This is a genomic window from Lacrimispora sp. BS-2 (genome assembly GCF_040207125.1).
GTDB lineage: Bacteria > Bacillota > Clostridia > Lachnospirales > Lachnospiraceae > Lacrimispora.
The window spans coordinates 3,924,739-3,943,174 of record NZ_CP157940.1 but is presented as its reverse complement, the minus strand read 5'-3'; the positions used below and the strand labels follow the sequence as shown (position 1 = coordinate 3,943,174).

At 45.2% G+C, this 18,436-nt stretch carries 13 protein-coding genes, 1 pseudogene and 2 riboswitches; of the genes and pseudogenes, 2 read left to right on the top strand and 12 right to left on the bottom strand.

Annotated features, from left to right (window positions below; translation table 11 throughout):
• Positions 1-197: 197 nt before the first annotated feature.
• The 9 genes and pseudogenes from ABFV83_RS18550 to metK all read right to left on the bottom strand — a co-directional run bounded on the left by ABFV83_RS18550 (position 198) and on the right by metK (position 11,819).
• Complete coding sequence (locus ABFV83_RS18550; RefSeq protein WP_349945945.1) at positions 198-1,472, bottom strand: zinc-binding dehydrogenase; 1,275 nt, start codon at positions 1,470-1,472, stop codon at positions 198-200.
• Between the two features lie 30 nt (positions 1,473-1,502).
• Positions 1,503-2,438 carry a 1-phosphofructokinase gene (gene pfkB, locus ABFV83_RS18545; RefSeq protein WP_349945944.1) on the bottom strand — a complete coding sequence of 312 codons (936 nt, stop codon included), beginning with the start codon at positions 2,436-2,438 and terminating at the stop codon, positions 1,503-1,505.
• Entirely contained in the window at positions 2,435-2,905 is a 471-nt protein-coding gene (locus ABFV83_RS18540; protein WP_349945942.1) for a PTS sugar transporter subunit IIA, read from the bottom strand. Before ABFV83_RS18540 ends, pfkB begins: the two co-directional genes overlap by 4 nt.
• A gap of 335 nt (positions 2,906-3,240) precedes the next feature.
• Positions 3,241-4,104, bottom strand: a complete 864-nt coding sequence (locus ABFV83_RS18535; RefSeq protein WP_349945941.1) for a protease modulator HflC — start codon at positions 4,102-4,104, stop codon at positions 3,241-3,243.
• 2 nt (positions 4,105-4,106) lie between these two features.
• The gene (hflK, locus tag ABFV83_RS18530) at positions 4,107-5,102 is read right to left on the bottom strand and encodes an FtsH protease activity modulator HflK (RefSeq protein WP_349945939.1); all 996 of its coding nucleotides are present in this window, start codon (positions 5,100-5,102) and stop codon (positions 4,107-4,109) included.
• Between the two features lie 171 nt (positions 5,103-5,273).
• Positions 5,274-7,379 carry a BglG family transcription antiterminator gene (locus tag ABFV83_RS18525; RefSeq protein ID WP_349945938.1) on the bottom strand — a complete coding sequence of 702 codons (2,106 nt, stop codon included), beginning with the start codon at positions 7,377-7,379 and terminating at the stop codon, positions 5,274-5,276.
• Positions 7,369-8,712: a protein-N(pi)-phosphohistidine--sugar phosphotransferase gene (locus ABFV83_RS18520; RefSeq protein WP_349945937.1), complete on the bottom strand. Its 1,344-nt coding sequence runs from the start codon at positions 8,710-8,712 to the stop codon at positions 7,369-7,371. The genes ABFV83_RS18525 and ABFV83_RS18520 overlap by 11 nt, the downstream gene beginning before the upstream one ends.
• A gap of 255 nt (positions 8,713-8,967) precedes the next feature.
• Positions 8,968-10,359: a PTS mannitol transporter subunit IICBA gene (locus ABFV83_RS18515; RefSeq protein ID WP_349945935.1), complete on the bottom strand. Its 1,392-nt coding sequence runs from the start codon at positions 10,357-10,359 to the stop codon at positions 8,968-8,970.
• 273 nt (positions 10,360-10,632) lie between these two features.
• A pseudogene (metK, locus tag ABFV83_RS18510) lies at positions 10,633-11,819 on the bottom strand (methionine adenosyltransferase).
• 133 nt (positions 11,820-11,952) lie between these two features.
• Positions 11,953-12,081: riboswitch (SAM riboswitch) on the bottom strand.
• Positions 12,082-12,291: 210 nt separating this feature from the next.
• Positions 12,292-12,385, top strand: a riboswitch (glycine riboswitch).
• Positions 12,386-12,490: 105 nt separating this feature from the next.
• Here metK and ABFV83_RS18505 point away from each other — a divergent pair.
• Complete coding sequence (locus ABFV83_RS18505) at positions 12,491-13,876, top strand: alanine/glycine:cation symporter family protein (RefSeq protein ID WP_349945934.1); 1,386 nt, start codon at positions 12,491-12,493, stop codon at positions 13,874-13,876.
• Between the two features lie 97 nt (positions 13,877-13,973).
• Here ABFV83_RS18505 and ABFV83_RS18500 read toward each other — a convergent pair whose 3' ends face one another.
• The 3 genes from ABFV83_RS18500 to ABFV83_RS18490 all read right to left on the bottom strand — a co-directional run bounded on the left by ABFV83_RS18500 (position 13,974) and on the right by ABFV83_RS18490 (position 17,124).
• A complete protein-coding gene (locus tag ABFV83_RS18500; RefSeq protein WP_349945932.1) occupies positions 13,974-14,849 on the bottom strand; it encodes a carbohydrate ABC transporter permease in 876 nt (291 codons plus the stop codon).
• Positions 14,850-14,861: 12 nt separating this feature from the next.
• Positions 14,862-15,767: a sugar ABC transporter permease gene (locus tag ABFV83_RS18495; protein WP_349945930.1), complete on the bottom strand. Its 906-nt coding sequence runs from the start codon at positions 15,765-15,767 to the stop codon at positions 14,862-14,864.
• Between the two features lie 82 nt (positions 15,768-15,849).
• Positions 15,850-17,124, bottom strand: coding sequence for an ABC transporter substrate-binding protein (locus tag ABFV83_RS18490; RefSeq protein WP_349948950.1), 1,275 nt, complete (start codon positions 17,122-17,124; stop codon positions 15,850-15,852).
• 275 nt (positions 17,125-17,399) lie between these two features.
• Between ABFV83_RS18490 and ABFV83_RS18485 the strand changes: the two genes are divergently transcribed.
• Positions 17,400-18,308, top strand: coding sequence for an AraC family transcriptional regulator (locus ABFV83_RS18485; protein WP_349945928.1), 909 nt, complete (start codon positions 17,400-17,402; stop codon positions 18,306-18,308).
• The last annotated feature ends 128 nt before the right edge of the window (positions 18,309-18,436 follow it).

Sequence of the window (18,436 nt, the reverse complement as noted above, 5' to 3'; positions counted from 1 at the left end):
GGGTATTATAACACACATGGACAAGAGAATTTATAAAACAATTCTAAAATTTAAAGCATTTCTGCAAGATTTCCGAATTTTACCAGTAAAAAAACACTTATCCAGTCCTATTATTTCCTCATTGCAAATCAAAAATGCTGTATCCTTCCTACAGATGAAAGAATACAGCATACAAGATCATTCGTCTTTATTTTGTTTTATAATTCCTTTGGGTCTATACCAAAATGATCAAAGAGAATTTTTTCTGCTTCCCCGTTCCACAATCCCTTGTGAGCCTTACAGGATTCACTGAGTTTTTTAAACAGCGGATCACTCTTGCCCAGTTCTTCAAAATCTTCAATGGCTGTCAATGGCATATCAAATTGTGTATAGGCAAGCTTCTTTCCTCCCGGTATGGAAGGCAGATTTTTTGTTGCTTCTGCAATGCTGTCGATCCCTCCCACATGAGTTACCATAACAGCCGCTTCTATGGCTCCTTCTGCTGAAAGCTTATTGGCCTCAATCAGATCATCTGTATTACCGCCGGTGGTTCCCATAATATGAGTGCTTGTATAGTGGCAGTTATAAAGATTTATTTCCGCCTTAAACCGGCTGTCCGAAGGACCGGCAAAAAAGTTCATACAACCATCAAAGGCCAGAAGCTTATCTCCCATCTCTGCAGCCTCTTTTACAGGCACATATACAAACACATCATCATAGCCATGGCCACCGGTAACAGCCATTAAATCAGAAACAGGATCAGCCATTTTATCTGTATTTACATAAAGAAGTTCAATTCCTCTCTCCTTTGCGGATTCTTCTGAAATCACTTCCCTGGCCCTGGCGATCCGCTCATCGCTGATATCCGTAACTACGATCCTTTTCGGCTTATTCTCAAACTGAAGGCCATAGCTGACCGCCCCCAGCCCCATAGGGCCGCAGCCTCCCATGATCAGGATATTTCCGTCCACTTTTGTTCCCATGGCATGATCGTAATTTCTTTTGTTGGTATGATAATTGGCATGAAATCCACCTATGATACAGCTCATTGGTTCTCCCAGGGATGCCTCAAAAAAGCTCTCTCCCGTGTATTCCAGCAAGCATCCCAGCTCCATGACCTCGTTTGGCATAATGCAGTATGTACAGGCGCCTCCGCAGAATTCATAGGAATATCCCGGCGAATCCAGTTTTCCCATATAGTTTAAAGCAGGCTGGAGAGAAAACTTTTGTCCCGGCTGAAACTGATCCTGCCACTTTTTTCCCACTTCCACAATCAGTCCTGAGCACTCATGGCCAACGATCACCGGATTGGTATCTATATTTTGAGGGGCTCTTTTATGCTTTTTGCCCTGTTTTACCAGTTTATAGGTAGACATGCAGATGCTGTCGCTCATGATTTTTACAAGAACCTCATTTTCTGCAATCTGGGGCAGTTCAAACTCCTCTAATCTTAAATCATCTGTGCCATACATTCTTACCGCTTTTGTTTTCATCTTTCTATCCTCCAACCTTATTCATTCCATTTACTTCCGGATTTCCAACAATTCTACCTGCTGCATCAATTCATCTACCAGACTGCGGCCGGGCGGTTTGGTTCCTATGCTGGTAACCGCACCTGCAGAGGCCCCCATGCATAATCGGATGCAGGTTTCAAGGGGAAGCTTTTCATTCCACCCGTAAGCCATGGCCCCTACCAGGGCATCTCCGGCTCCAACGGTTGAATGTGCTTTTACGCGAAGCCCAGGGCACCGGTACCGTTTATCCCCTGTTAAAAATAATGCCCCCATCTGGCCGAGAGAAATCACAGCCATATCTGATCCATGCTCCAGCAGCTTTTCTCCCATGGAAACCAGTTCCTGCTCCGATGCACGGTAATCCATCTGGTAATAACGTTCCAGCTCTGAACGGTTAGGCTTTAACATATCCGGTACTGCCTTTAAGGATTCGGCAAACAGCGGGCCGTCTGCATCTAACAAGACCTTTGCCCCTTTCCGGTGGACTTCTTCCGTGATCCTCCGGTATATATCTGTTGGTATGCCTGCCGGTATGCTTCCTGCCAGTACAAACAAGGTATCAGGAGCTGCATATCCATTCAGCCTTTTAAGAAGATCTTCCAGCTGCTCTTTTGACACCTCAGGTCCGGGTTCATTAAGCTCTGTCACTTCTCCATTTTTCTCTACCACCTTCAGATTCGTTCTCGTCTCCCCTTTTACTTCCACGAAATCTGTTTGAATGCCCTGGTCAGCCAGCACATGTCTGATGATGGTTCCGCTGGTTCCTCCCACAAAACCCATGGCAATGCTTTCTCCGCCCAATTCCTTAATGGTCTTGGAAACATTGATGCCTTTGCCTCCTGCATCCAGCTCCACACGTTTTATTCTGTTTAAATCTCCCCGTTCAAACCGGTCAATATCTACGGTTTTATCAATGGCAGGGTTCATAGTGACCGTAACAATCATTGCTGACACCTCTTTCCTGTAAACATGGTAAGGATTTCTTCTGCACTGCACCCGGTAATCCGGTCCACATCAGCCGGATCAGCCAGACACTCTGCGATAATTGAGAGTATTTCCAAATGCTCCTCTCCTGCCCCTGCAATTCCTATGACCAGCTTTACCTTTTCTCCTCCCCAGTCTGTTCCCTCAGGGAATACCATAACTGCAATGCCGGAGCGCTTAACGGATTTTTTAGCAGCCTCTATGCCATGGGGAAGTGCAATTCCATTGCCGATATTCGTAGAAAACGACAGTTCCCGCTGAAGCATGGCTTCTATGTAGGATTCTTCTACACAGCCGCACTTATAAAGCAGCTGCCCTACCTCCCTTATTACAGCCTCCTTTTTTCCTGGTCTGCAATTCAAACGGATATTCCCAATTTCCAGAAGCTCTGTACTCTTCTTTTCATTCTTTTTTCCGTAGCCAAACACGTTTTTTGCCCTCCTGTGTTAACTTTCTATCTAAATTATAGGGGCCTTATCTCCTTCTTTTCAATGAAAACAAAATGGCATTTGGCGCCATCTGATAACGCCAAATCTGAAATGCCGCATAGAAAGCCGAGAATTATATAAAATAAGGGGCCAATGGCCCCAAAGAAAAAATATGCTTATCAGATTGCAATCACTAGACGGTTTGTCAGGCCTGTATTACCAGAACATGGAACTACAAAAAAGGTTTATAAGCCCTTAGAGCTTATAAACCTTTTTTGAAATTCAAAACATTGTATAGCGCCTTTCGCGACAGTGACCTTTTGGATATGGACTTTTTAATTTCCGGACAAAATTCTTGCCAGTTCACTGTTTTTATTCAAGATAATTGTTTTATTCGTACCTTTTAATGAAGACTTTAAGGCATCCAGAGAACGGACGTAGTTATAAAAATCCGCTTTGGACTCGTCATTATATGCGTTACTAAGAATCTGCATATACTGAGCTTCGCCTTCTGCCTTAATCATTTCAGCCTCTGCTTCTGCTTTTGCTACCGTCTCTTTTGTTGTTCTATCCGTTTCGTTTCGGATTAGAGATGACTGATAATCTCCATCTGCCGTATACTGGGCTGCAATATTATTCCTTTCAGAGATCATACGCTGGTATACAGACTCTTTATTGGAATCTGGCAGATCAAGCTTTTTTGTTTCTACAGCAAGGATACGAATTCCATAAGAATCCATTGATGTTCCTATATTATTTGTAATTGCCTCTGCCAGTTCTCCAGACCTGCCTGAAATAATTTCTTCCTGGCTGGTTGCAGACATAACCGTTTTGATGGAATTATATACAACATTGTCAAGCCTTACCTCAGCCTTTTCAATGCTTGCATTTAAGGAGGATAAGTATTTAACCGGATCTGTGATTTCCCAGATTACGAAGGAGTCAACATTCATTACTTTTTTATCTTTGGTGGTAACATCACTTGGAATGAGGTCGTAGATCATTTTTTTTCTTGGAATCTTTTGTGTACTTTGAATAATAGGAATCTTAAAAGACGGACCAGCCGTATTTTCCACACGCATGACCTTACCAAACTGCTTGACTAATGTGTATTCGTTTGCCGTTGTAATAACAAGTGAATTTAAACCTATAAAAAATAAAAGTAAAATAATAACCGCATATTTTATTTTTTTAACCATTGTTATTGTTCTCCTTTCTCACTGCTTACAAAGGGTTCTAAAGGAAGCATCGTTTGTGTTCCATCAGATCCATCGATGATAACCTTTAGCGACGGCAGAATACTTTCCATGGTCTCATAAAACATTCTCCTTTTTGTGATCAGCGGGTACTTTATGTATTCCCCATACATATCGTTAAATCTTGATACCTGACCTTCTGCTTCACTAATTCTTTGCTGCTTATAGGCTTCCGCATCCTTTTTTGCCTTATCTGCCCTGGCATTTGCCGCCGGGAGCTGCTCGGACTGATACTTTTTCGCTTCATTAATTTTCGTATCCATACTCTGTTTTGCATCTTCTACTGCCTTAAATGCATTACTGACCTCTACGGTAGGCGGTTCTGAGTCCTGTATGGTTACGTTATTAATGCCGATACCAATATCTTCTCTTTCCAATCGTTCAGAAAGAAGCTGCTTTACTTTTGCCTGGATTTCAGCTTTTCCTGTGGTGATCACCTCATCTACACTATAAACCCCTACTGTATCTCTGATATAAGACTGTGCAAGATTTTCTAAGATATCCACAGCATTGTCACGGTAAATATATGCTCTGGCCGGATCCACAACCTGATATTCTACATAGAAGTCAACATTAACAAAATTAAAATCTTTCGTGATCATTTCGGATTCACTAACGGTTGATTCATTATTTTCGTTATAGCCGATCCTCATGCCTTTGATTTCTTTTGACATCTTGTAAACTGTTTGTACAAATGGAATCTTAAAATGAGGACCCGTCTTTGTTACACTGGCAGGTTTACCAAATGTACATACTACCCCAACCTTATCCTCCGTCAACGTATAAAAGCTGTTGAAAAAAAAGAAAACAGCCAGTGCCACTCCTAATATAAGATAGATACCCTTTAAAATTACCTTTTTCTGCTTTTCTCTTGGAAGTTTTTCGTCATTTACCGGTCCTTGATCGCTGGAATCCTCTTGGCTTCCAAATCTTTTTTTCATATTTTTTCTCCTTTCATTCCTTTGAAATTACTTCATGGACAAAGTAGCGGCGATTCTTTATTACATCTTCTATTATACACTACTTTTTCAAATTGAGGAATTTCATAATAAACAAGAAACCCCATCTTCAAACAGCAAAAATGGGATTTCGGCTTTAATTACCTATTTATATCATATCTTATCCAGATAATGTTTGAAATATTGGTTTAAATACTGGGAAACTAACGCTCTTATTTCCTCTTTTCCTCCATGTCTCACAGCTTCCAGAAATTCTTCCTCCTCGATCAGCCGCTCGCTTAAGACGCCCAGTATGTCGCTGTTTTCTACCTCATGGCCATCCTTTGGCACCAGCATGACTAACACGACACATACCCCCTTAAAATAAGGGTCGTTAAAAGCCTCTCCGTCCTTTGTCTGGCACACGGAAAACACCGGTTTTACCACGCCTTCGGTCCTGGCATGAAGCAGGGCAAAGCTTAAGTCCGGGAATATCTGGCTGCTCAGCCTTTCCCGCCTCATTAAATCCTCCTGAATGATGCCCTGCCGTTCCGGGTAGGCAGCCAGCTTCTCGCTGACAGCAATCAGCAGTTCCTCAAAGGTGATCCCATTATTTACCCTCTGGTATTCCATAAGCCTTATGACATTTTTAATCTGAACGGCTATAAAATTCACCTGGTCCAGCTGAATGGTGAATTCTTTGTTGTCCTGCTTTTTAGGCATGAACTCACACCGGCGCACCTTTCCGGCAATCTGCTCCATATCCTCAGCAGGAAGCAGAGGGCTTACATACAGGATATCAGCCTCCTCCTTAAGGGGTATGGTGGATACAAAGAAATCCGTCTTGCTCAGCACGTAAGGAGACAGATCCGCCATTCCATAGACCGACAGCTCCACCCTGTCTGCAAAATCCCTGGCAATCTTGGAAGACATAAGCCGTGAGATTCCGATCCCGCTGGCACAGACGATCCCTATGTTCACCTTTCTCCGGCTTTCTTTCCTGCTTTCCATCCGGACCTCTGCCGCACCGAAATGAATGGCAAGAAACCCAATCTCCGATTCCGGCACTTCATATCCATACCGCCCTTCGATCACCTTTGCAACGGTTCTGCACCGTTCAAATATCACCGGATAATCCTGCTTAATTTGTTCCAGCAAAGGATTCTGGATCTTCATGCCATTGGTAAGGCGGACCAGAGTGGGCTTTAAATGGGCTATCAGTCCCTGGACCACAAACTCCTCATCCTGTTTCAGCAGATAGGCAATGCTGTCGTCATAGCAGTCGATCATCTCATTGACCACATCCCACAGTTCCCTGGATTCCTCTATTTCACTTCTGGACTTCTCGTCAATATTCAGCTGCTGGATCTTAGAGCCTTTAATATGCAGACAGATATAGGCACACTCAATTTCCGGAATATGAATCTGAAATTCAGCTTCCAGGGATTTTGTGATTGTCTTTGCCAGATCATAGTCCTGATCATTGCGCAAACCATCTGTCATAAGGGGATTTTCCTCAATGATCTCCTGCCTGCGGATCCGGTTTACAGCAATTGCCACATGAATCACCAGTCCAAGGTAGGAATCCTGGGTCAGATTGAGAATCCGTTTATCCCGGATTCTTAAGATACAGGCTGTTACCCGTTTAACAATGTCGTCATCCAGGATCCGGTAAATATTCCTCTCACTTTTATTCTGAATCACATTTAACACAGACTGGTTCCTGGCCTCATACATCTCCTGTATGATCTCTGTATGGATGTTTTCATCAATGAACACCCGCAGGGCGCGGCGGAAATCCCGTTCACTGCCCTCAATAAATACACCATATCCAGGTTTTCTCTTTATCTCCAGATGATACTTATGAAACCACTCTTTTACCACCTCTAAATCGGAACTGACGGTGGCCTCGCTCACTCCAAACATATCGCTGTAGTAATACAGCTTTTTCAGTGTCTTATCCTTGAGGATCTCCAGGGTCAGACGCTTCTGACGTTCAATACGGTCAGAAACATCAAGAGCGTCAGCCTCTTCCAGTTCAGCTTTTAAGGCTTCAGTCTGAACTTTGTCTCCCTCCAGCCAGATACCGGTTCCGGTTTTTGAGCAAAAAGTGAGCCCGTATTTTTTTAATACCTTTGGAATATATTCCAGTTCCCTTTGTACTGTTCTTTTGCTGATATGGATCTGATCCGCAAGCCGCTTAACAGGAACAGGTCCGTCCTCTTTAAGAAGAGCCAGGACGATCTGCTGCATCCTGGGTGTAAAATCACTACCTGCCATCTTCTCCACCTCCCCTTAACCAGTTTAAGAGTTCCTTATAGCCGGACATGTCCGTGAGATTATCGACTGTAAAGCATGGTTTATCAATTCCTGATAAGGAACGGGCAAAATCCTTCTGGCATACAATCACATCGGCATCAGGCGGAATACGGTCAGCCGACACATGAAATACCTGGGCGTCCGTTATGCCTTCCAGCTTAAGCCTTTTCTTAAACAGCGCACTGGCCATGGCACTGGATCCCATGCCAACGTCGCAAACAAAATAGATTCTGGCATGTTCTATTTTCTTCATCTGCATTCCTTTATCTTTCTGTATTGTTTCTTCATCAGTAACTGGTTTTTGTTTTTCTCCTGACATAATTAAACAGGAAAGAAGGCAGGTCACTCCGGCAGAGACAAAAATTCCCATAAGGATTCCCAGCCAATGCTGTTTGTCTGCCATAATCATAATTGTGATGACGCTTCCGGGAGATGCCGGTCCTAAAAGCCCGCTGCCAGTGGCCATGAAACAGTAGTTTCCGGCTATGCTGCCGGCTATGGCAGCAGCCAATAATCGGATATCTGACAGAATATAGGGGAAATAAACCTCATGGATGCCGCCAAGGGACTGAATAATCAGGCTGGAAAGCATTTGTTTTTTTGTATTCCGGTGGACCAAGGTATAGGCGAGGAGAATTCCAAAGCCCGGGCCTGGATTGGTCTCCAGGAGAAATAAAATGGAGCTTCCCTGTGTTTTCATCTGTTCCAATCCCAGGGGAAGGAAAAAGCCGTGGTTGATCCAGTTATTAAAGAAAATTATTTTTAAAGGCTCTACTACAATGCTGATAAAAGGAATGATTCCCCTTGCGATCATAAGGGACAGACCATTTCCCAGAAAGGTTAGCAGCCATGCAGCCACCGGTATCAGGAGATAATGGGTAAGTGCTCCGGCTAATAACCCCAGACCTGATAAGTACAAGTTGATAAAGAGCATCTCAAATCCGGCCGGAATCCGGTGCTTGATCCGGTCCAGGCCTTTCCGGCATAAATAACCGGCGGCACTGCCTGCTATGGCAGACAAAATCATGGCAGATGCAGGTTCTGTCATGACAACAGCAGAAGCGGCCAGGGTGCCGGCTAAACCGCCTGCATCCCCGCCGCACATAGTGCCTGCTTTGTATCCCATAAACACCGGAATCACCAGAAAAGATAATATATTGGACATTTCAGATACGTATCTGTTCTGGAATATTACTGATGATAAAACTGACAGCAGCCCCGCTGTCACAAACAAAGGTATGCACTCCGCAATTACTCTGCTGTAATACTTCAGTATTCTCCCCGCAAATTTCATTTATGTGAATCCCCTTTTGAACCTGTTGTACATGATTTAAAAGTATTGTGGCGTGAGTCCGCAGTGCAGCGGGTAAAACCTGCGGTTTTACCCGCTCACGGGCATTCGCCCTATGAAATAAGACAGGGAAAAAATTTCTTATGTGCAAGCACAACGAAATTTTTTCCCTGCCTTATTTCGCACTGCTCATTGCTTTCGTGTATATTTTACCATGATTTGTAATCGGATACCAGGGAGGCTGTCTATTTCATTCTATTAATGTGTCTGTTTATTTTTTAACGCTTCCACCAGCTCATCATATTCCGGGGCTGCCATAAAATTAGTGATCAATATCAGTTCTGCCTCGGGATTGCTGCGTGCCGCACGCTCCTTCAGTTCTTTATGAGTTACCACAATCTGGGCATCCTTGGGAATGGAAGACACCGGGGAATGAACCACCTCAATATCTCCGAACCCTGCTGCCGCCAGCTTTTTCTTTAATATAGTAGCACCCATAGCACTGGAGCCCATACCGGCATCGCAGGCAAACACTATCTTCTTAACGGTTTCTGCAGGCGTCATTTTCTTTTCTGCGTTCTGATTTCCCTTAGACTCCTGCTTCATTTGCTTCATTTTTTCCGTTGATTCTTCTAAATCCCCGCCTTTTCCTGAAAACCGCAGCAAGGGAAGGGCTACAAGGAAGGAAACCACGGCTGCCACCGTAACGCCGGCCAAAACTCCAAAGTATCCGCCTCTTGGTGTCATTGCAAGAACAGCAAGGATACTTCCCGGCGATGCCGGTGAGGTTAATCCCACACCAAGTAGCTGGAAAACGAAGATTCCGCTGGCTCCGCCTGCTACCACCGCCAGAAGTAAAAGGGGATTCATCAGTATGTATGGGAAATAAATCTCATGGATTCCGCCTAAAAAGTGAATGATAACTGCGCCGGGAGCAGAGCTTTTGGCTGATCCTTTTCCTGCAAGGCAGTAAGCCAGTAAAATACCAAGTCCAGGCCCCGGATTTGCCTCAAGAAGAAAGAATATGGACTTTCCGATTTCCTCCACCTGCTGGATTCCCATAGGAGAGAGGATTCCATGGTTAATGGCATTGTTAAGGAACAGGATCTTGGCAGGTTCGATAAAAACGCTTGCCAGCGGAAGCAGCCTGTGATCCACAAAGAAACCAACTCCTGACTCCATCACCCGGTTCATCACCTCAACAAAAGGAGCAACCCCCTTTAAGGCGATGGCCGTCAGGATGGCACCGATGATGCCCAGTGAAAAGTTGTTTACCAGCATCTCAAATCCGGCAGGGATCTTGCTCTGGATCTTTCGGTCAAACTGCTTAATCACCCAGGCACTGACAGGTCCTACGATCATTGCCCCCATAAACATAGGGATACTGGAGCCAACAATCACGCCCATGGCTGTGATTGCACCGATGACGCCGCCCCGTTGTCCGTAGATTGCTGAACCGCCCGTATAAGCAATGAGAAGCGGCAGCAGCATAGAAACCATAGGGGAGACCAGAGCACCAATTGCTTCATTGGGATACCAGCCGGTGGGAATAAACAATGCCGTAATCAGTCCCCATGCAATAAATGCACCGATGTTCGGCATTACCATGCCGCTTAAAAAGCGGCCAAATACTTGTACCTTCTCTTTCATATTACATACCCTCACTTAATTATATAGTATTTACTGTATGATCCGTGTAAGGTATGATTGGCCAATCAATTCCTTTCGATAGCCTTATTATAATCAATGTCAGCTTCCGGTTTCAACAGGAAGAAACAAGGATTTGGCGCTAGTTTTAGTGCCAAACCTTAAATATCCTGATATCCTTAAGAATCAATCTGACTTTATGGCTCAAATAAAGAAAGATGCCGTCTGGCAGCTGTGAACCAGCTGACTTTGCGGCATCTTTCTTATACATGCAGATTATAAATATTCTTTTAAAAGTGAAACCTTGTCAAGCTTCTCCCATGGCAGGTCTAAGTCATTTCTTCCAAAATGTCCGTAAGCCGCAGTCTGTTTGTAGATAGGACGGCGTAAATCCAGCATTTTGATGATTCCTGCAGGACGTAAGTCAAAGTTTTCCCTGATGATCCCCACAAGCTTTTCATTGCTTAATTTTCCGGTTCCAAAGCTATCCACCATAACGGAAGTGGGCTGTGCCACACCGATGGCATAGGAAAGCTGGATCTCGCACTTGTCAGCCAGGCCTGCCGCTACGATGTTCTTAGCAACATAACGTGCCGCATAAGCAGCGGAACGGTCCACCTTGGTACAGTCCTTGCCGGAGAATGCGCCGCCGCCATGGCGTGCATAACCTCCGTAGGTATCTACGATGATCTTACGGCCGGTCAGGCCGCTGTCTCCATGAGGTCCCCCGATCACAAAGCGTCCGGTAGGGTTAATGAAGAATTTGGTATTCCCATCCACCAGCTCTGCAGGCAGAACTTCATCAAATACATACTTTTTAATATCCACGTGAATCTGTTCCTGGCTCACGCTCTCATCATGCTGAGTGGATAAAACCACCGCATCTAATCGGAGAGGATTGCCGTTCTCATCATATTCTACGGTTACCTGGGTCTTTCCGTCGGGACGGAGATAAGTAAGGGTTCATCCTTGCGGACCTTTGTAAGCCTGAGAGCCAGCTTATGGGCAAGAGCAATGGGGTATGGCATAAACTCCTCGGTTTCATTGCTGGCAAAGCCAAACATCATTCCCTGGTCTCCCGCTCCGATGGCATCGATCTCTTCGTCAGACATCTTATGTTCCTTTGCTTCCAGAGCCCGGTCAACACCTAAGGCAATATCAGGGGACTGCTCATCCAAAGCTACGATCACGCCGCAGGTATCGCAGTCAAACCCGTATTTTGCACGGTCATAGCCAATTTCTCTTACAGTCTCCCGTACCACCTTCTGAATGTCCACGTAAGCATGGGTCGTGATTTCTCCCATAACCATAACAAGACCTGTGGTACAGCAGGTTTCACAAGCCACACGGCTCATGGGATCCTGCTCTAACATCGCATCTAAAATCGCATCTGAGATCTGGTCACACATTTTATCCGGATGTCCCTCTGTAACGGACTCGGATGTAAATAATAACTTTTCCATGTTGTCATTTCCTCCTTCTTGCCGCGCTCTTCGGATCAATATCCGCAGGGCGTTCCTCCTTGATATCACATGGGGGAATAACAAAAAGAAAAGTCCGCAGCAACGCGGACTTGATTCAACAATGTATCAAATCCTCTTATTGCTCGATTTCTCGCTCAGGTTGGCACCTTCCAGCCGCTCTTTTCTGGCTAAGGCCATCATTTCCGGTCGGGGTTGCCGTGACTTCACAGATCCTTTGTATCTCCATCACTCTGAATAAGGGATATTACGTACTTTTCATTTGTTATTCAATTGTAAATTTTTTATTGCATATATATTTTATCGTATTTAAAAACGGCTGTCAAGGGAATTTTTTCCCATTGCATCAATAGATAAAGTTCTTGCAAAAATTTAATCATTATTGTATAATGACACCATTCTTTAAATGGTCGCCATATGAAATCTTCGGAATGCCCCAGCGCAGACCGTAGACGGATGGCACTCTGGAGACGCCTGCACAGATGCAGGGGCCGAAGGGGCAAGCGCTTAAGCGCGAAACTCTCAGGCAAAAGGACAGAGGCGATTTTTTCCCTTTCTTTTTGGAATATCGCGTTATCTCTGTTTTTTTGTGAGTGGGAGTATATCCCACTCTTTTTTTTCAAAAAATACGAAGGAAGGGAAGTAGAAAAACAATGGAAGCTGTTATAGAATTTTTCAACAAGCTGGACTCAGCAATTTGGGGGTTGCCCATGATTGCACTGCTGTTTGGCACCCATTTATTCTTGACCGTGCGCACAGGCTTTATCCAGCGCAAAACCTTTACTGCCATTAAGCTGTCTGTAACAAAGGACCCTGATTCACCTGGTGAGGTCAGCCAGTTTCAGGCACTGACTACTGCGCTTGCCTCCACCATCGGCACCGGCAATATTGTCGGTGTGGGTACGGCGGTATTCCTAGGCGGCCCGGGTGCTGTTCTCTGGTGCTGGCTGACCGGTGTATTCGGCATTGCCACCAAATATGCAGAGTCCCTGATTGCAGTCAAATATCGTGTGCAGACAAAAGATGGCCGTATGCAGGGCGGTGCCATGTATGCCCTGGAGCGCGCACTTGGCCTGAAATGGCTGGGCATACTCTTTGCACTGTTCTCACTGTTCGCTTCCTTTGGCATCGGAAGCGGGACTCAGATCAACGCCATTGCTGAGATTATTGAAAACAACGTACCTCTCCCGATTCCGCGCATTGCAATCGGCCTTGCCTTCGGTGCCATTACCGCTGTGGTTATTATCGGCGGCATTAAGTCCATCGCAACAGTATGTGAAAAACTTGTACCGTTTATGGCGTTTTTCTATGTGGCAGGCTGCCTGATTATTCTTGGTATCAACGCTGACTTCATCATTCCCGGGCTAAAGACGATTGTAACCCTGGCCTTCCAGCCCGGTGCAGTCGCAGGCGGTCTGGTTGGCAGGGGCATTATGCTTGCCATGCAGTACGGCATTGCCCGCGGCCTGTTTTCCAATGAGTCGGGTATGGGTTCTGCGCCGTTAGTAGCCTCGGCCGCACAGACACGAAATCCGGTGCGTCAGGCGCTGGTTTCCTCTACCGGTACCTTCTGGGATACGGTTGTAGTCTGCCTTATGACCGGTCTGGTTCTGGTTACGACCATAATGAAAAATCCGGACATCAACATGGATATGATTCAAAACGGCGGCCAGATGACCACCGCTGCTTTCAGCCAGATTCCTGTGCTTGGTCCGGCGATTCTGGTAATTGGCATCGTCACCTTTGCTTATTCCACCATTCTTGGCTGGTCTTATTACGGCGAGCGCTGCTGCGAATACTTATTCGGTGCTAAAGGTATGCTGCCCTATAAGATCATCTTCGTGTCGATCGTAGTTGTCGGTCCTGTGCTGTCGCTGGATCTGATGTGGACAATTTCAGACATCCTAAACGCGCTGATGGCGATCCCCAATCTTGTGGCCGTGCTGCTTCTATCAGGTGTTGTAGCAAAGGATACCAAATATTATTTAAACCACCTGGACGAAAGGGATGAAACGCCGATTCCAGTCATAGATAAGTAATAACTTAAAAACCTCCTGCCTTTCCTGGGCTGTGAAATAATAATCCTTTCAGTAAATGGATTATCTCGCAGTCCCACGTAAAGCAGGAGGTTTTTTATCAGCCTTTGACTCCGCCCCCGGTAATGCCGGCAATGATCTTCTCCGACAAAAAGATATAAAGGATAAAGGTAGGGAGAAATACGATGATAACAGAAGCGAACATACCTGACCAGTCTCCCGTATATTTCATGGAATTGATCATGGAGTAAAGTCCTACCGCAACCGGCCGTACCCTGTCGGAATTGGCGAATATCAGGGAAATGAAATACTCATTCCATATATTAATAAAATTAAAAATAGTAACCGTAATGATTCCGGACTGAGCCATGGGAAACATGATCAGCCAGAAAGCCCTCATGGGAGGACAGCCGTCAATGGCAGCCGCTTCCTCGTAAGCCTTGGAGATATTGGCAAAAAATGTGAGAAGAAAAATCGTTGTATAAGGAACGTTGATCCCCACATAAAGAAATATCAGTACTGCCTTATTTGCAATGTAGTTGTTCAACACGTTCATACCCGCGATCAGGCTGAACAGAGGCAGAACGATCATGACCACAGGCACTCCCATGGCAGATACAAGGCTGGTCTGGATCATTTTATTTCCTGCAAAACGGAAACGGGACAGTACATACGCGGCTGGTGCACAGATCAAAATAAGAAGTGTGCACGAAACAACGGAGTACATCAGGGAATTAAAGAAAATGGAGGACACATTGGAATTGGTCCAGGCCTTCGCATAGTTCTCAAAATGAATCCCCTGGGACAGGACATGGCCTGAAAATATAGCCTTTGTCGTAGAAAAGCTGGCAGCTACCACCCAGCCCAGCAATACAATGGTAAATAAAATCCAAACACTCAGGAGCAGGTATCCCGGAAAAAGCCTAAGCTCTCTTTTCCAGTTAAATGGCTCCATAAACCTTCCCTTTTTAGCCATAGATTTCCCTCCTTAGAATTCCAGATCATCCTCTTTTATCAGTTTATTGCATATCAGGAAGACCGCTACCACACAGATGCTCAACAGAACGCCGATTGCCGCTCCAAGACCGGCATTCCGCTCGGTCATGCTGTTTCCGGCACCAAAGATCATCATATACATATAAACCATGGGGGTAATGGTCTGGGTATCCGCAGTAACTGTTGAGAAAAGCTGGGACCAGACGAAAAAGCCTACGGATGTGACGCTCCACATGGTAATGTTGGTTTTAAATACCCCTTTTAACAGGGGAAGGGTGATATAGCGGAACTGGTTTACCTTATTTGCTCCATCCAAAGTGGCCGCCTCATAGTAATCCTCCCCGATCCGCTCGATCCCGCTTGCAAAAATCAGCATATGGTATCCAACCATACCAAAACAGTAAGCAACAAGCAGGGCCATGAATTTATGATCATTGTCAAGCCACTGGACCTTGGATAAAGCTTTAAGTCCCATGGATGAAAATACATTTTTAAGGAGACCGAACTTAGGGCTGTATACATACTGAAGCCACATGGTCGCAAGAGCCACCGCGCTGACTACATTGGGAAGATAGATCATTGCCCTGAAAAAACTTTTAAAGCGTATCCCGCTGGTCAGGATCACCGCAAACAAAAGAGCCAGTGACATAACAACCAACCCGCCTATGAGCCAGATGCGGAACAGGTTCCACATGGAAATGCGGAATAAGCTGGTCGCCGCCAGCTTGCTATAATTAGCTAATCCGGTAAACTGCCACTTGCTCATGGAATCCGTGATTCCTTCAATCTTAAAGAAGCTCATTAAAACTGTCCTGAGAATAGGATATAGGAATACAAGGACAAACATTACTACTGCCGGCGTTAGAAATACGGCAATCATTGTCTTATTCTTCTTCACGTTAAATACCTCCCCCGGCTTTCCTTAATCACATGGTGACACCGCCAAAGCGGTGTCACCATATAAGATCTGTTGATCCGGATTATTTGCCTGCTGCTTTAAGAGCGTCTGTGAACTCTGCAGCAGTAATGGAACCTCCGCAAAGCTTCATAAAGTTTTCCTTGATAATCGGTGTTAAGTCAGCATTGGCTTCCGCTCCGGCTGCCCATGGATAGCGCACGTTTAAGCTCTCCATAACAGGCTTCACGCTGGCAAGCTGTGCCGGCCACTCTGCATTTCTGGAATCTGCCGGGATACCCATTGACATCTCTGACATCTTCTTGTCAAACTCTCCCTGAGTGATGTATTCAATCAGCTTAAATGCATTTTCTCCATTTTTGGAATTCTTGTTGATTGCAAGAACCTGGGCGCCATAATTGGATGCATTGGTGCCATCCGTTCCGCCTTCCACTGCCGGATAGCTGAAGCAGCCCCACTTAAAGTCTTCTCCTGCCATATCCTTTACTTCATTGGGAAGCCAGGAACCGTTTAAATACATGGCTGCCGTTCCCATTGCAAGCTCCTGGTTCTGACCTGCAGGCCACACGTTAGAAGCAATGGTCTCTGAAAAATACCCTTTCTTTGCAAAGTCTTCATAAGCCTGAGCTGTTTTAAGGACTGCCGGGTCATCCCACTTGCCTTCCTTTACAACTGCCTCTGTTCCCGGTTCGCCCAAAAGTCTGGACATGTGATAGCCAAACATGGCTGTAATGTAGGCGTCATCGCAGGTAATTGGAGTATAGCCAGCATCCTTGATCTTCTGGCATGCTGCATCAAGCTCTTCCCAGGTCTTTGGTACTTCCTTGATTCCTGCCTCATCAAAAATGGACTGGTTATAGAAAAATGCAAATACATTGGGCTGGTAAGGAATGGATTTTAATGTTCCCTTTCCTACTTCCCTGCAGGCCTTTATTAAGCCTGCATTGGCATTGGCCTCATAACCGGAAGTCTTTACAAGGTCCTCTAAATCCATCAGGTACTGCTCCCATGTGGTATTCACACGGTCAATATCCTCATCAAACAGATCAATGTTGGTTCCAGCATCCAAAGCCGGCTGCAGACCTTCACGGATTCCCGTACGTCCCTTAAACTGAACATCCACCTTAACCCCTGTATCTGCCGTAAATTTGTCGATTGCCATCTGGATCGCCTGACCCTGAGGCTCCGTTGATTCCCACATGGACCAGTAAATAAGCCCGTCTCCGCCGCCTGCAGCCGTTTCCTTGGGCGCATCCGTGGAATCCCCGGCAGCCGTCGTTGCCGCTGTGGTGGCAGTAGAAGCCCCTCCTGCACATCCTGCCAGAAGACCGGCAGCCATGACTGTGCTCAGCATAACACTCATAAAACGTTTTTTCATAATTTTACCTCCCTCTGTTATCCAACTTTTTCTGTCAGATGTTCTTGGTGAGTCTATATTATTATACTTTTGGATAAAATGCTTTGTACAAAAGGTCATCATTTTTAACATTTTAGATTTTTATGGTTTGCTTTTTTCATAATTAGAAGTTAAAATATAGATAAATTATATACCTTTTGCACAATATCGTTTTTGAGAATGGAAAAGCATTTAGTAAATGAGACCAGGGGGATAGCATGAAATATAAGTATACGGTATTAACAGAAGAGCTGACAATACACCGGATCATCAGCATCCATTATTTTGAATATATGAGCGACTTCACCTTTGCAGGAGAATCTCATAACTTTTGGGAATTGCTTTGTGTCGATAAGGGAGAGGTGGAAGTGGTAGCCGATCATGAACGGCTGACGCTTCAAAAAGGTGATGTTATTTTCCATCAGCCAAATGAATTTCACCGGGTTCTGGCTAATGGGGTCATCGCTCCCAACCTTGTGGTCATCGGATTTGACTGCCAGTCGCCCCGCATGGCTTCTTTTAAGGAACAGATCTTAAAGGTGGGGCAGGAGGAGCAGGAGCTTCTGGCACGGATCATTGCGGAAGCCCGCCAGTGCTTTGACGGAAGGCTTGACAATCCCTATCAGGAAGTGCTGGTGCGAAAAGACCATGGCCCCTTTGCGGCAGAGCAGATGATAAAAATTTATCTGGAGATGTTCCTGATACAAATGTACCGCCGTTCCTTTTCATCCCGGCGGACTCCCGCCCTCCATAAGGACACCCCTTCTGCAGAAGACATCTATGAAACCATACTTCTTTACTTCGAGAAGAACATCTGCACCCAGCTGACCATTGATCAGATCAGCCGGGACAATTTAATCAGCACTTCCCAGTTAAAAAAGCTTTTCTTTGAAAAGGGAAACACCGGTGTCATTGAATATTTTAACAGTATGAAAATCGATGCGGCCAAGCAGCTTATCCGGAACCGGCAGCTTAACTTCACTCAGATCGCCAATCAGCTTGGGTATACCTCGGTCCACTATTTTTCCAGGCAATTCAAGCATTTGACTGGGATGACGCCTACGGAGTACTCCACCTCCATAAAAAAGCTGTCTGAGAAAAATATGCTGCGTGACCCAAGCCTGTAAGCTTTTGCCTGCAGCCTTGGGAATTATTTTTTAGAAAAACTATGGCTGTTTTTATTAAAGCGTCATAGTTTTTTTCTATAGGTATCTATATTTATTTGATATTACGTAATAACCCCATTTCCATGTTA

Coding starts and splice junctions, on each gene's coding strand:
- ABFV83_RS18505 (WP_349945934.1), top strand. CDS start 12,491: ATGGAAGCTGTTATAGAATTTTTCAACAAGCTGGACTCAGCAATTTGG.
- pfkB (WP_349945944.1), bottom strand. CDS start 2,438: ATGATTGTTACGGTCACTATGAACCCTGCCATTGATAAAACCGTAGAT.
- ABFV83_RS18500 (WP_349945932.1), bottom strand. CDS start 14,849: ATGGCTAAAAAGGGAAGGTTTATGGAGCCATTTAACTGGAAAAGAGAG.
- ABFV83_RS18520 (WP_349945937.1), bottom strand. CDS start 8,712: ATGAAATTTGCGGGGAGAATACTGAAGTATTACAGCAGAGTAATTGCG.
- hflK (WP_349945939.1), bottom strand. CDS start 5,102: ATGAAAAAAAGATTTGGAAGCCAAGAGGATTCCAGCGATCAAGGACCG.
- ABFV83_RS18550 (WP_349945945.1), bottom strand. CDS start 1,472: ATGAAAACAAAAGCGGTAAGAATGTATGGCACAGATGATTTAAGATTA.
- ABFV83_RS18490 (WP_349948950.1), bottom strand. CDS start 17,124: ATGGCTGCCGGTCTTCTGGCAGGATGTGCAGGAGGGGCTTCTACTGCC.
- ABFV83_RS18515 (WP_349945935.1), bottom strand. CDS start 10,359: ATGAAAGAGAAGGTACAAGTATTTGGCCGCTTTTTAAGCGGCATGGTA.
- ABFV83_RS18485 (WP_349945928.1), top strand. CDS start 17,400: ATGAAATATAAGTATACGGTATTAACAGAAGAGCTGACAATACACCGG.
- ABFV83_RS18525 (WP_349945938.1), bottom strand. CDS start 7,379: ATGGCAGGTAGTGATTTTACACCCAGGATGCAGCAGATCGTCCTGGCT.
- ABFV83_RS18535 (WP_349945941.1), bottom strand. CDS start 4,104: ATGGTTAAAAAAATAAAATATGCGGTTATTATTTTACTTTTATTTTTT.